The 14,376-nt window shown below is 43.4% G+C and carries 8 protein-coding genes; 5 read left to right on the forward strand and 3 right to left on the reverse strand.

Features of this window, described 5'->3' with window-relative positions:
* The first annotated feature begins 601 nt into the window (after positions 1-601).
* The 5 genes from ACTQ53_RS00755 to ACTQ53_RS00775 all read left to right on the forward strand — a co-directional run bounded on the left by ACTQ53_RS00755 (position 602) and on the right by ACTQ53_RS00775 (position 10,670).
* Complete coding sequence (locus ACTQ53_RS00755; RefSeq protein WP_264952855.1) at positions 602-913, forward strand: helix-turn-helix domain-containing protein; 312 nt, start codon at positions 602-604, stop codon at positions 911-913.
* Between the two features lie 6 nt (positions 914-919).
* Complete coding sequence (locus ACTQ53_RS00760) at positions 920-2,410, forward strand: type II toxin-antitoxin system HipA family toxin (RefSeq protein ID WP_441931660.1); 1,491 nt, start codon at positions 920-922, stop codon at positions 2,408-2,410.
* Between the two features lie 533 nt (positions 2,411-2,943).
* On the forward strand, positions 2,944-6,411 hold the full coding sequence (locus ACTQ53_RS00765; protein ID WP_441931661.1) for a helicase-related protein: 3,468 nt from the start codon (positions 2,944-2,946) through the stop codon (positions 6,409-6,411).
* A 5-nt stretch (positions 6,412-6,416) separates the two neighbouring features.
* On the forward strand, positions 6,417-9,989 hold the full coding sequence (locus ACTQ53_RS00770) for an Eco57I restriction-modification methylase domain-containing protein (RefSeq protein ID WP_441931662.1): 3,573 nt from the start codon (positions 6,417-6,419) through the stop codon (positions 9,987-9,989).
* Between the two features lie 15 nt (positions 9,990-10,004).
* Positions 10,005-10,670 carry a hypothetical protein gene (locus ACTQ53_RS00775; RefSeq protein WP_441931663.1) on the forward strand — a complete coding sequence of 222 codons (666 nt, stop codon included), beginning with the start codon at positions 10,005-10,007 and terminating at the stop codon, positions 10,668-10,670.
* Between the two features lie 194 nt (positions 10,671-10,864).
* On the opposite strand, the gene ACTQ53_RS00780 is transcribed toward ACTQ53_RS00775, so the two are convergent.
* The 3 genes from ACTQ53_RS00780 to ACTQ53_RS00790 all read right to left on the reverse strand — a co-directional run bounded on the left by ACTQ53_RS00780 (position 10,865) and on the right by ACTQ53_RS00790 (position 14,102).
* Positions 10,865-11,899, reverse strand: coding sequence for a threonine aldolase family protein (locus ACTQ53_RS00780; RefSeq protein ID WP_441931664.1), 1,035 nt, complete (start codon positions 11,897-11,899; stop codon positions 10,865-10,867).
* Between the two features lie 17 nt (positions 11,900-11,916).
* The gene (locus tag ACTQ53_RS00785) at positions 11,917-12,234 is read right to left on the reverse strand and encodes a heavy metal-binding domain-containing protein (RefSeq protein WP_006847412.1); all 318 of its coding nucleotides are present in this window, start codon (positions 12,232-12,234) and stop codon (positions 11,917-11,919) included.
* Between the two features lie 296 nt (positions 12,235-12,530).
* Positions 12,531-14,102, reverse strand: coding sequence for an Rne/Rng family ribonuclease (locus ACTQ53_RS00790; protein ID WP_218417514.1), 1,572 nt, complete (start codon positions 14,100-14,102; stop codon positions 12,531-12,533).
* Positions 14,103-14,376: the final 274 nt, after the last annotated feature.

Below are 14,376 nucleotides of genomic sequence, written 5' to 3' on the forward strand. Positions count from 1 at the left end.
TGATATAAATTGTTTATGCACCAGGGAGAATTCTTCGTTCAGCGTCTTTGAATGTCGGTTCAGCGTCTTTGAATGTCGGTTCAACGTCTTTGAACGGCAGTTCAACGTCTTTGAATGACGGTTCAACGTCTTTGAATAGAAATTTATCCTATAAGAGAGAAACATTTATTGAGGTATAGATGCTTTTCTATGCCTTTTGACATCTTTGTTAGTGTCAGTCTTATCCTATAAATACGTTTCTTTGTCTGTGCTCGTCTGATGGGCACATACGGACCAACTGATGGGCACATACGGACCAACTGATGGGCACATACGGACCAACTGATGGGCATCGATGGATCAACAGACGAGCACTCACTGCTCGTCACGTGAGCATTGAGTGCCCATAGTATAGAGTGATTTTTGGGCACTTTGTGCAAAAAGAGCATCAAAAGTACGTCATTTATCAGAAAAAATAGAAAGGAAAAAAATAATCTCTTCAAAGCTTGCCAGTTCCATTTCTTTTTGTTATATTTGCAACCGTAAATATCAGTATATTGAAGATAAAGGCTGATATATGGGATAAATATCATTATAATGATAGATAAATAAATGAAAGATTATGGCAGATTTATATGAATATTCAACTCCTGAGTTGGTACGCTTGCTGGGAGTGAGATTCAAGGAATATAGAATGAGATGCAATCTCACCCAGAAAGAGGTAGCCGAGCTTACGGGGCTTGGTTTGACCACCATCCACAAGTTTGAGAATGGAACGGCAGGTAATCTTTCGCTATCCACTTTTCTCCTCTTGCTGAAGGTGGTGGGGCAGATTGATGCCATCAATGATGTGCTTCCAGAACTTCCTCCTTCACCTTATCTGATGAGAAAGGATGAGAAGAAGGCACAGAGAATTCGTCATACTAAATTATAACTGGCTATGGTAAATACTTTGAGAGTAATGCTTTGGGGCGAAGAGATTGGTCGCTTGGCATGGGATGATCGCCGCAGGTTATCGTACTTCACATACAATCCTGAGTTCTTGAAGAAGGGAATTGATGTTTCTCCTCTTCAAGCTCCTGTGCGTGGTATTCGTGCAATGACACCCGTGTGGGGAGAGGATACCAGAATGTACCAGAAACTTCCTGCTTTTTTGGCTGATTCGTTGCCGGATGCCTGGGGTAATCAGCTTTTCGAGCTTTGGAGAATTCAAAATCATATTCCTAATGCTGATATAACTCCGTTGGATAAACTTTCCTTTATCGGTAAGCGAGGCATGGGGGCATTGGAATTCTTACCAGAGGTGGCAAAGACGGATAAGGCAGAAATGATAGATGTCAAGTCGTTGGCAGACTTGGCTGAGCGCATTTTCATCGAACGTGAAAATGCCCACATTATGCTAGAGGAATCTATCACGATGCAGTCCTTGCTTACGGTGGGAACATCGGCTGGTGGACGCCAGCCTAAGGCTATCATTGCCATCGATAAAACTACGGGGGAGATACGGAGCGGTCAGGTGGCTGGGCTGCAGGATTATGATTACTATATATTAAAATTTGGCGATACGAAATATAGTTCTGCCGAGATAGAGATGACCTATTACGAGATGGCCATCAAGTCGGGAATAGATATGATGCCATCCAGACTCTATGAGATAGAGGGAAACAGGAATTTCATAACGAAGCGTTTCGATCGAGATGGTGAGCGGAAGTTGCATACACAGACCCTTGCTGCGATTTCTCCGGAAACCGATAGCTATGAGGGACTTATTGCTGTCTGCAGGAAATTGCATTTGCCAGAGACTGATTGTCAGGAAGTATTTCGCAGACTTGTGTTCAATGTCCTTTCCAACAATACGGATGACCATACAAAGAATTTCTCTTTTGTTATGGACGAGGCGGGGCTTTGGCGTTTGTCGCCAGCCTACGACCTCACTTATATTATAGATACAGGAGGCTATTTACCCAATACGGGTCATTGTATGTATGTAAGGTCTAAGCTGCATCATATTTCTTACGATGATGCCATTCAGTTTGCCAAGGACAGTGGCATTCGGCGTGCTGATGCAATCATCAGGGAAGTAGCTGATTCTCTGCGGCAATTCCGTGAAATTGCCAAGCGGTATGAGGTTCAAGACAGATGGATCTGTTCCATTGAGTCAGCGATAAATGCTCATCTCGTATCATGGGGGTTGGAGGATAAGGGCGACAGTTTGGTTGCTTTTGAGATTGATGGCAAAAGTTGTACAGATGTTCGTATAGAGCAGGCGTACAAGGGCAACTTCCATTTGTATGCAAGTATAGATGGGAGAGAGTATAAGTTTGTTATCGGAAAGAATAAGCCAGAATATGCTTTGATTCAAGAGTTGGGAGTATCCAATCTTCCGGAGTCGATGCTTAGAGATTTGGTCGCGAAATATCTGGTGAGATAGAAGAGTAGTGATTATGTTGAGTCTTTTTTTCAATGAAATTCCTTGGGATTGGCAAGAAAATTAATTATTTTCTTGCCAGTCTCATTCCTTTTTATTACCTTTGCATTTGTCTTGCTGTGGATGGCTGGCATTGAGATGCTGGCTATGAAATGAAAGTCCATGGCTTGGCCTATCATAATAAGAAAGACGTTTGCTTTACGTTTTCTTCTGTTCAATTGAAACGTAGGAAATTTCAAAGGGTGTTCAGATGAAGACAGCGGTGGGCGTCTACCCATCGTGTATATTTACACTATGGCATAGGTGTGCTCTTTTCATTCGTATGGAGAGGGTGCATCCTGTGCCGTACACAAAATATATACCTATTGGCGTAGGCTTCTATTGCTTCTTATCTTTGACACCCAGGGCTCTTCCTACGGCCTCAATTGACAAGGATATTGATAGCAATATGATTCCTGCGCCTTTTCTTTGTAAATGATTGTGTGTAAGTGATATAGAAGTAATTGATTCTACTTAGGGAGTCGGGTAGATTAGAAATGAAAATCGACCTAAGTATGATCATCGACAACAAACAAGATAGAGATCCTAATGACGGAATTAACACCACGACAGTTTGGGATTACATGAAGTACTATACCGACCCAGAGAAGAACAGGGAAGGTGTACTCGATATAGTGACGGGATTCTTTTCGGTAACAGGTCTGGAACTGTTGGGTAAGCACTTCTCGCCCAACAATGAGTATCGTATGGTGCTGGCTCAGATGGTTGCCGACGATCAGTTCCAAGACCATATCCTCGACTTGCTCAATGATGACTGTGGCATAGAGAATGCACTCCATCTGAGTGATGCCGCCAAGAATGCCCTTGAGTTCCTGCGCCGTGACAAGGTGCATGTCAAGGCAATTATCAATGCCTTTTGCCATGCCAAACTCTATCTCTTTAAGGATAATCATGACCCTGCCCACAACTATTATGTGCAGGGCAGTAGCAATTTGACTTATGCGGGCTTGGGATATACTCCTTCCTCTAATGTGGAGCTGAACCTTGCCGACACAGGCAACTCCGATACCTACCGTTCTCTCCGTTCCTGGTTTGAGGAACAGTGGACTTCGGTAGCAAAAGAAAAAATGCCAGAGGATAGAGAGAAACCTAAGGGAGCGCAAATAGATGTGAAACAATACTTTATCCAAGAGATAGAGAAAATTTTCCGCAAATATACACCAGTGGAAATCTATTATAAGATACTCTTCGAGTTGTTCAATTCCGATCTCGACTTGGATGGCGGCATTGAACACCGACAGGATATGCAGCTTTTGCAGACCAGTGTGATTTGGAACACGCTTTTCAATTACCAGCAGAAGGGTGTCATCTCTCTGATAAAAATGCTCCGTAAGTATAATGGAGCTATCCTTGCCGATGCTGTGGGTCTTGGTAAAACCTTCTCTGCATTGGCTGTCATCAAATATTTCCAGACTCAGAATTATCTTACAGTCTTGCTCTGTCCAAAGAAGTTGGAGCAAAACTGGGACCAGTATCTCCGCCGTTGCAACTCCCGTTTCGAGAAGGATGAGTTCGACTATATCGTCCGTTTCCATACCGATATGCAGAACGACCGTATGGAGGAGCGATACACCGATGCCAAGTTGAGCTATCTTCAGACGAGAAAGAAGATTCTGGTTGTGATAGACGAGAGCCACAATCTGCGCAATGAGAAATCTGGCAGATATCAGGAGTTGATGGCGAAACTTATCCAAAATAAGGAGGGACAGGAAAACAGGGATGTAAAAGTCCTGATGCTCTCAGCTACTCCTATCAACACCGGCTTGAACGATGTGAAGGGACAGTTCAACCTCATCGGTCATGGCAAGGATGATGCTTTCGACAATGATGACTTCGGTGTGGAATCGCTTACCAACCTTTTCAAGGATGCGCAGACCAAATATACCCAGTGGTGCAACAATCCCGACAGAACCATCGGTGGATTCATCGCCACCTTGCCTCCTAAGTTCTTCAATCTGACAGACAAGCTTATCGTGGCTCGTACACGAAAGTTGATTGAGAAGACTTTGGGCGAAGACTTGGGCTTCCCAGACAAGGAGAAGCCTGTCAATATCTATCAGGGCGTGGAGCATCTAGGCAAGCTGCAAACCACGGAAGAAATTTATCAGAAGTTCGATGAACTTAGCCTTACCGCCTATCAGCCAAGTCTTTATCTCGAAGTGAATAAGAAAAAGGCTCGAAAGGGAGCGGCTAAGGATTGGGATGACAACGTAAACCGCGAACGTTTTCTGGTCAAGATGATGGGTGTCTTGTTTATGAAGCGTCTGGAAAGTTCCTGGTATTCTTGCATGACTACGGTGAAGAAGGTACTCGATGTGCATGAAAGCACCTTGAAACTTGCCTTGGAGTTCAAGGAAAAAGGTGGCAATGGAGCTATCTCTACTGGTGGAGGAGAAGGTAATGCAGATTTTGATGATGAGGAAATCGATGACCTGATGGACGAGGCTTATTCCCTCCGTAAGGGAACCATAAAACTTTCGGATATGCAGAACTTGGGTGGTTTCATCCGAAATCTGCAGATGGATGTCAATAAATTGAAGGAAATCTACAAGAACTTCGAGGCTTTTGCTGCTGACTATGAGGCTGGCAAGGAGAAAGACTTGAAGTTGGAAGAACTTGTGAGAATTCTCAACGAGAAGAAGAAAACCAAAAACAAGAAGGTCGTTATCTTCACCGCCTTTGCCGATACCGCTCAGTTTATCTTCGATAAGTTGAAGAAGCGAGGTTTCTCTCGCATGGCTTCTGCTTCGGGACAGAATGTCTTTACCACAGGTACTCACAGTACCAAGAACTTCACCGCAGTGCTTGAAAGTTTTGCGCCTTATAGCAAGCTCTACAAGGAGAAAGACTGGAGCGGCATGTATGCTGATGCCCGACTAGATAGAGCCAAATATTATAATGATGAGAAGCAACGTTGGAATGTAAGTTACGAGAAGTGGCTGGAGCTGATAGCGCAATATGATACAAAGACCTTGGAGCAGGTAAATGATGGCATAGATATCCTGATAGCCACCGACTGCCTGTCGGAAGGTCAGAATCTGCAAGATGCTGATACGCAGGTTAACTTTGATATCCATTGGAATCCGGTTCGTCTCATCCAGCGTTTCGGTCGTATCGACCGTATCGGTTCGCCTAACAAGGTGATCCGTTGTGTTAACTTCTGGCCAGCCAAATCGTTTGAGGATTATCTTCATTTGGAGACCCGCATACAGAATCGTATGTCGTTGATGAAACTGGTGGATACCGAGACTCAGGAACTTGATGAGAAGTTCAAGAAGATGGTAGAGGACAATCCTCTGCAAGACAAGAATGCCGACCGTCTGCTGGAGGAACTCCAGAACAACAGCATCTCCGATATAGAGTCGCCAAAGACCTTGTCGCTCAAGGATTTCTCCTTTGAGACCTATCGCCAGGACTTGCTCGATTTCCTCGACAAGAACCGGGATGTGTTCCGTCGTATGCCGAATGGTATCTTCTCTGGTTTCCGCTTCGACGATACCCTCTTTGAGAAGATACCTGAAAGTCTGGTTGCCGTGGTAGGCTATCCCCACAGAAAGCAGGGCAGCAATAAACCATATACCGAGCTATATCTGATGTGTCAGCCGGTGGATACTCATCTTCCTGCCACTTATCAGGAACTGAATAGAGCCGAGATTCTGGAGTTCCTGAGAACCAACAAAAATCAGGAGCGGTATGTGCCAGACTGGATAGAAAGCAATGACAACGAACGAATCAGCAAGCTTTCGGGAATATTGAAGGAGTGGATGAAAAGTAAGGTGCCACAGCAGGCTACCTCAATCATCCTCGACATAGCGAAGTCGCACAAGGCAGGTGGCTTGTTTGCTAACCCGAAAAAGAGAGATGCTAAGGGTAAGTTGTTGGAAGAGAAATTCAAGATAGAGAACTTCGACTTGATAGTTTGGGAATATGTTAGTAAAAAATAAGAAATATGGAAAAGATATTGCGACTCTTTAAAGAGTCTTCATTATATGATGCTTGCTTGCAGATGCTGAATCATCTGCAGGTTTCGGTGAATGAAGTCACCCGTGAACCTATACCTTTCGTGGATTTGTATCAGGGAGCTTATTCTGTCACCTTGCCTATCGCTTTGAGAGAAGTGGTGGACAAGTTGGCTTCCACCTATTATATAGGTAATATTGATGAGGCTACCCTTGCTGGTCATGGCAAGGGAATGAGTATTGATGAGGTGAATGCCGAAACCCAAGAAGGCAAGTATGACGGCATGATGGTGTTTGCCGTAGATGTGAAGGAAGGCATGGAACTTACCCGACAGGAGAGTACCATCTTGACTCGTGGCTTCAACCGCATCGCTTCAGCCCAGCCTGTCATCTTGTTTATCCGTCAGGGAAAATACCTGTCACTTTCTACTTGCGAGCGAATGAAGTATTCGCAGGAGTGGCGCAATGGAGGTAGCGAGAAGTTGGGAAAGGTAAGCATCCTCCGCAATATCAATTGCGAGCATCCACACCGTGGACATCTTGATATCTTAGAGGCGTTGGGCGACAAGACTTATCCTTCGTTCGAGCAACTGTACAAGCATTGGATGGAGGTGTTCTCAAACGAGCTGCTTACCAAGAAATTTTATAGTGAACTGAGCGATTGGTATGCTTGGGCGGTGCAAGTGGCTCGTTTCCCTAACGATTTGTGTACCAATGAGGATGACGAGAGATTCAATCATGAGGCTTGCATCCGATTGATTACCCGTTTGATTTTCGTCTGGTTCTTGAAACAGAAGCATTTGATACCAAATGAATTCTTTGATGAGGATTACATTCGGGAGCATTTTATAGAGAACTTCGACCCACATGATCGCAAGAGTCTTCTGTATGATACAGAGAAGAGTAAGTATTACAGGTTGATATTGCAGAACCTCTTCTTTGCCATGCTCAATCGTCCGATTGTGGCAGAGGGCAAGGATGAAGCTAACAATCGTCGTTTTCGTGCCAAGGTTGTGAAGGGTGGCAAGAACTGGGATTTTAATGTGAACAATCTGATGCGCTATGAAGGCGACTTTATGCCTGGTGGTGCAGAGGAGTTCTTGCGCCTTGCCAATAGCAACGTGCCTTTCCTGAATGGTGGCTTGTTTGAGTGCTTGGATGACAAGATCAACAGAATATACTATGATGGTTTCTCGGAGAATGAAAAATCGTTGTCGCAATTGTTTCTTCCTGATTATCTGTTCTTTGGTGATGAGGTGGGTGCGAGCATCGACTTGTCAAAATGGTATGGTGACAAGAAAAAGAAGAATGTTTCAGCGCAAGGCATCATCGACATCTTGCGTCATTATTGCTTTACGGTAGAGGAGAATACGCCTTATGACCAGGAGGTTAGTCTCGATCCTGAGTTGCTGGGTAAGGCATTCGAGAATTTGTTGGCTGCTTATAATCCGGAGACACAGACTTCGGCTCGTAAGCAGACGGGTTCTTTCTATACTCCTCGTGAGATTGTGCAATATATGGTGAACGAGAGTTTGGTAGCCCATCTTAAGCGAGTTTGTGGAGAACAGGACGAGGCTTTGTATCGCCAGCTCTTGAGTTATTCTACGGAAGATGTTTCTGTGACTGAAGAGCAGAGTCATAACATCATGGATGCACTTTATCATTGTCGTGTACTCGACCCAGCTTGTGGCTCGGGTGCATTTCCTATGGGCATACTTCAACAGATGGTTCATGTGCTGAAGCGTATTGACCCAACAAATGAGAAGTGGAAGGATTTTATGATAGACCGTGCCATCAGTCAGAGTAAACAAGCCTTTGCCGTAGATAGTGAGACGGAGCGTAGGGAGCGTTTGGCGGACATCGAAAGTGCATTCAATCAGAGTGTGAACGATCCGGATTATGCCCGAAAACTCTATCTTATAGAGCATTGTATCTATGGTGTGGATATTCAGCCGATTGCTACTCAGATAAGTAAGTTGCGTTTCTTTATTTCCTTGGTTGTTGATCAGCGACCAACGGATGATGCTACCCATAACTTTGGTATCCGTCCGTTGCCTAACTTGGAGGCTAAGTTTGTGTCTGCTAATACATTGATACCTGTGGAGTATGATAGTAGTTTGGTGGATGGAGCACCAGATGTAATCAAGTATAAGGAGCTGTTGAAGGAATTGAACCACAAGATTTTCTTGGCTCGTCGCAATATCGACAAGCAGAATTTGAAGAAGCAAATCAAGGAAACCCGTAAGGCTTTGGCTGATGCCATCGAGGAAACAGGTTTTGTTTCGCATGGTGCAGCCCAGCAGTTGGCAGATTGGGATATGTTCGACCAAAATACCTCTTCTTCTTTCTTTGACCCAGAATGGATGTTCGGGGTTAAGGGAGGGTTTGATATTGTCATTGCTAATCCGCCGTATGTAACTTATAAAGGAAAACAAAAAATTGAAATTTCTGATTCAGAATTACGTAAGCTCCTCTCTTTATATGTAAATTCTGCAGAATACAAGGTTAATAGTTATGCCTTGTTTATAGAGTTCAGTTTGGGGGCTTTGAATAGTAATGGAATCTTGTCTTTTATTATACCAAGTACAATTCTTCAGAATGAATACTTGAAAAAGATTCGTAAATATATTATTACGAAAAATTCTATTCAGCAAATTGTTAGTTTTGGTAATAAGGTGTTCGGCGCAGTAACAGATTCTATTATATTACAATGTTCTAGATATTCTGTTTCAAATACTTTATATGTTCGAAAAGAAGATTTGGACTTTAATCATTTCGAAGAACAAAGAGTTTTTAATCAAATGGATTGGAATGATGGTTCTTCCTATTCGATTAATTTGAGGTCTTCTAAAAAATCAAATATGATTTTTTTTAAAATGGAAAATTGTCCATATGTTTTGGGAGATTTATATAAGGTTTATGTTGGAATAGTAGCTAATGGAATAAAGAATTTTTTATCAAATGAAAAATTGGGGAAAACTTATGTTAGTTATCTTCAAGGTAAGCATATTGCTCCATATCAGTTGAAACCTGTATCTTTATATTTGAATTTTCAGAAAGAATTATTACATAGTAATACTGATGAAACTGTGTATAATTTGCCTGAAAAAATATTGGTAAGAAAGACCGGAAATGTCCTTATGGCTGCATTAGATGATAAGCAGTATTATACGGATCAAAGTTTGTATAATTTGTATTTAAAGCAAGGAAGTACTTATAATAATAAAGTGTTATTAGCGATACTAAATTCAAAATTAATGAATTTTTATTATAATACTAAGCTGATAACAAATGCAGATGTCTTTCCGTACATAAAGGGCATTCATTTGAAATCGTTCCCTTTACCTAATGTGAGTAATGAATATATTCAACGTATAGAGCAACGAGTTCTGCAACTCCAAACAGCTTTATGTAAAGGTAATGATGATGTAGAAGAAAAGCTGTTTGAAAATATTGACGAATTGGTCTATAAACTATATGGCTTGACCTACGACGAAGTTCTCATCGTTGACCCAGATACTCCAATCACTCGTGAGGATTATGAGGCATACAAAGGTGAATAATATAAGAATGATAATATGAGCAAGATACAAGATTATTATGATTTTATAGATAAGTTCAAGGGCGACTTGAAGCCTCGCTTGCAGACAGAACTTGAACAGTTGGAAGATTCGCTAATAGCAGAGGAAATCCTCCCTGCTATCAGCGAGTCGGTGGCTCCTGTGCTTGGTATCCTTCGTCGTCATCTCACTCTCGTCGTGGATTACGACCCAGAGAGCGGCATCACCGTGAAGACCACTCGTGGGAAGGTGGAGGTGGATGAACCAACGGCAAAGAAATATAAAATACCATCTACAAACAAAGTGGTGAAAGTAGCGGAGGCAAAGCCGGTGAGTGGGGAAGAGCCAGAGCCAAACAAGCCTCAGAGAGCCAAGCGCAGTCCAAACACAGGTCTTTGTGTCTGGTTGCCTAACGGCGAGTTTATCCAAGCCAAGAAGGCAAACCTCACGATGGTTGAGGCTGTGAAATGGGTTGGGGTAGAAACTGTTGCTGCTCTTGGACTCCCTCATGATGGCGACTATCTTGTATCCAAGAAGGAGCATCCGAAATATGCTGGAGAACAGCAATCTCTCCCCAACGGCTATCTCCTCAATACCCATTCCAGTACAATGACCAAGAAACAACAGTTGGAGAAAATCTCCAAGGCTTTAAACTTGGGCTGGAGAGTGGAGATTGTCAAGTAAGAAGAAACCTCGGAAGCCTTTGCTATTTATAAGTGGGTAATCCGAGGTTTTATTTTATTTTTCTTGCTCAAAAGTTTGTATTATCAATAATTATTCGTATCTTTGCAGTGTCAGTTCCCACCAAGCCTCTCAGCGATGCTCAAATGCGTGGGGCTTTTTCTTTAGCTCAAGTCTTTTCAAAAACATCTCTCCGGCTATAGAGTCTGAAGAATATGTTCCAGTTCATCAAGTTCTTCCTCCTTTGTTGCCCAACTCGTTACAAATCGGCAAATGATTTCGGTATCGCTCTTTCTTTCCCATATTTCGAATGCAACTTTCTTGGAAAGAGCATCGTAGAGTGAAGGTGAAAGTACGACAAACTGCTGATTGGTTGGAGAATCGTAGGCGATAGCGATGCCATGCTTCTGGAAGATGCTGCGGATACGGGTAGCCATGGCGATGGCGTGGCGCGATATCTTGAAATAGAGGTCTTCCGTAAACAGCGTGTCAAACTGGATGCCTAGCATTCTGCCCTTGGCAAGCAAGGCTCCATGACGTTTTATGTTAGTGAAGAAATACTTTGGTGCCTTCATGCCTGAGAATACTACAGCTTCGCCCATCATGGCGCCCACCTTGGTTCCACCTATATAGAATACATCACAATGCTTGGCAAGGAATGGCAAGTCATAGTCGCATGCCTCTGAAACCAGACCGTATCCCAGTCGTGCACCATCGATGAAGAGGCGGAGGTTATATTTCTGGCAGGTTGCATATAGCGCAGTCAACTCTTCCCTGGTGTAGACCATTCCGAACTCTGTCGGCATCGAGATATAAACCATGCCTGGCTGCACCATGTGAGGATGCGTTTCATCGGCAAGGAAAGTATCCATATATGCAGACAGGGTGCTGGATGTTAGCTTGCTGTTCTCTCCCGGTAGCGTAATGACCTTATGACCAAATGCTTCTACTGCTCCAGATTCATGTACCTCGATATGACCGGTCTCCACACAGATAACTCCTTCGCATCCCATGAGTACGGAGTCGATAACGGTGGTGTTGGTCTGTGTACCGCCTATCAGGAAGAACACTTCAGCATTCTCATTGTCCACGGCTTTACGGATTTTCTCTTTTGCAGATTCTGAGTATGGATCAAAACCATAACCGGATGTTTTCTCACTGTTTGTCTTGCCAAGAGCCTCTAGAATCTCTGGCAGCATACCATTGTTGTAATCACTTTCGAATGAAATCATATGATATAATGATAATATTAGATAATCACCGCCGTTCCGCTGCATGTTACCATCAGCATGGAGCCGCTGTTGCCTACGGTTTCGTAATCCAGGTCGATGCCCACGATGGCGTTGCAGCCTAGGGATGCAGCACGGTCGGCCATCTCTCTGAGGGCTGTATCCTTGGCCTCGCGGAGTGTACTTTCGTAAGAACCGCTTCTGCCACCGATTACGTCACGAACGCTGGCAAAGAAATCCTTCACAAAGTTGGTACCGATGATGGTTTCGCCAGTTACTACGCCACGATATTCACGGATAGGGTGGCCTTCTATGGTTGGAGTTGTACTTAAAATCATAATTTTTTCCTTTCTTTTTATGTTATTATCAATGTTATTTATAGCTTAGACGATAAAAGATAGCAAAAGGTTGCAGAAAATCAAAAAATATTTGTTACTTTTGCATCTTAAGATAAATATTTATGGGTTATATGAACAAGAGATTGATGTTTTCGGCAGCACTCATGATGGTGCTGCTTTCGGCAAACGCTCAGAAAAGAGCGTTAAACTGTCTTATATATAATAAGGTATAAGCAAGAAAAAAAGCTCCATTCGTATCTGATTGCGAATGGAGCTTTTTTCTTAGAATTAAAAATTTACTTTGTTTCCTGTTCTTCCTGCATATCCAGATACTGGTTATCCTGATCGTAGAACTCATACTGGAGGAATGCCAGTTTCTGAGATGGAATCACATTGAAGCCGAAACCATACTTAAACTGCCATCTCCGTTTCAGGGAAATGAAGCCCTTGTTGATGAAGGCAGCTACGTAAGGATTTACGTACAAAGTGAATTTCTTGACGCCAATCTTGTTGACTAGGCGGTCGATTTTTCTTTCCAACTGGTCGGTGAAGAGAATGCTCGATTTGATTTTGCCCGTGCCGAAGCAGGTTGGGCAGGTTTCCTCTACGTTTACGTCCATCGCAGGGCGAACACGCTGGCGGGTAATCTGCATCAGTCCGAACTTGCTCAAAGGAAGGATGTTGTGCTTGGCACGGTCCTTCTGCATATTCTTGCACATGCGTTCATAGAGCAACTGTCGGTCTTCTGCAAGATTCATGTCGATAAAGTCGACAACGATGATGCCTCCCATATCTCGGAGACGCAACTGTCTTGCCAACTCATCGGCAGCGCCGAGGTTTACATCGAGAGCATTTGCTTCCTGACCTTTCTCACGAGTACGATTGCCGCTGTTTACATCGACAACATGCAAAGCTTCGGTGTGCTCAATGATGAGATATGCACCATGCTTGTAGTTGACAACACGACCAAATCCAGCTTTAATCTGCTTGGTGATGCTGAAGTTGTCGAAGATAGGCACCTTACCAGTGTAGAGCTTGACTATGCCCGCCTTTTCAGGGGCTATTAGAGAAACATAGTCTTTTACATCGTTCATTACTTCTTCATCGTTGACGAAGATGTTCTCGTAAGATGGGTTAAACAAGTCACGCAAGAGAGCGACGGCTCTTCCGGTCTCCTCGAATGCGAGTTGCGGGCGCTGCTGGGTCTTCTGTACCTTGGCGATAGCATCCTCCCATCGCTTCACCAGGACTTTCAGCTCAGCATCGAGTTCAGCGACTCTCTTACCTTCAGCCACAGTGCGGACGATAACACCGCAATTCTTTGGTTTGATGCTGTGCATGAGTTGCTTGAGTCGGGAACGTTCTTCACCGCTTTTGATTTTCGACGAGACAGAAACTTTATCACCGAATGGCATGAGTACCAAGTATCGACCAGCGAATGAAATTTCGCCTGTGAGTCGAGGACCCTTGGTAGAAATTGGTTCCTTAACGATTTGTACCAGCACTTCCTGTCCTGTTTTCAAGACATTCTGAATGCTTCCGTCCTTTTCCAGTTCTGGCTGCTTGCTGGCTTTAGAGAATGGGAAAAGTTTCTTTCTGTCGCTCTGTACTTGTTTAAGGTACTTCTGGTAGGAATTGAAATGACTTCCTAGGTCAAGATAATGAAGAAAGGCGTCGCGTTCATAACCTACATCTACGAAGCAAGCGTTAAGACCTGGCATCAGTTTCTTAACTTTTGCGATATAGATGTTTCCCACAGAGAACGAGGCCTCACGAGGTTCATTCTGATATTCTACCAGTTGTTTATCCTCCATGAGTGCGATAGAGATGTCCTTCTGTTGGACGTCAATTACAACTTCGCTTGTCATAGTCTTCAATTAATCTTTTTACACATTAAACTTATTGGTTACTAGAAGAAAGTCTTAGTAATCAATTTAGTAGTTACTAAAAAGGGGCATGCCTATCCCTTTTGATACGACACGCCCCCTCAGTCGACGAACTGACTGAGAGCAAATCAGCTTAAAAAAGCTTACTTGCTCTTATGTCTGTTCTTACGTAATCTTTTTTTACGCTTGTGAGTAGCCATCTTGTGGCCCTTCTTTTTCTTTCCGTTTGGCATGATTTTAAAATTTTAAAATATTG

Origin of the sequence: Prevotella sp. Sow4_E9_plate (assembly GCF_052116205.1) — a bacterium.
Taxonomy (GTDB): Bacteria; Bacteroidota; Bacteroidia; order Bacteroidales; family Bacteroidaceae; genus Prevotella.

What these genes read in the sequence shown, in the direction of transcription:
- ACTQ53_RS00755 (WP_264952855.1), top strand. Translation starts at nt 602, where the DNA reads ATGGCAGATTTATATGAATATTCAACTCCTGAGTTGGTACGCTTGCTG.
- ACTQ53_RS00760 (WP_441931660.1), top strand. Translation starts at nt 920, where the DNA reads ATGGTAAATACTTTGAGAGTAATGCTTTGGGGCGAAGAGATTGGTCGC.
- ACTQ53_RS00765 (WP_441931661.1), top strand. Translation starts at nt 2,944, where the DNA reads ATGAAAATCGACCTAAGTATGATCATCGACAACAAACAAGATAGAGAT.
- ACTQ53_RS00770 (WP_441931662.1), top strand. Translation starts at nt 6,417, where the DNA reads ATGGAAAAGATATTGCGACTCTTTAAAGAGTCTTCATTATATGATGCT.
- ACTQ53_RS00775 (WP_441931663.1), top strand. Translation starts at nt 10,005, where the DNA reads ATGAGCAAGATACAAGATTATTATGATTTTATAGATAAGTTCAAGGGC.
- ACTQ53_RS00780 (WP_441931664.1), bottom strand. Translation starts at nt 11,899, where the DNA reads ATGATTTCATTCGAAAGTGATTACAACAATGGTATGCTGCCAGAGATT.
- ACTQ53_RS00785 (WP_006847412.1), bottom strand. Translation starts at nt 12,234, where the DNA reads ATGATTTTAAGTACAACTCCAACCATAGAAGGCCACCCTATCCGTGAA.
- ACTQ53_RS00790 (WP_218417514.1), bottom strand. Translation starts at nt 14,102, where the DNA reads ATGACAAGCGAAGTTGTAATTGACGTCCAACAGAAGGACATCTCTATC.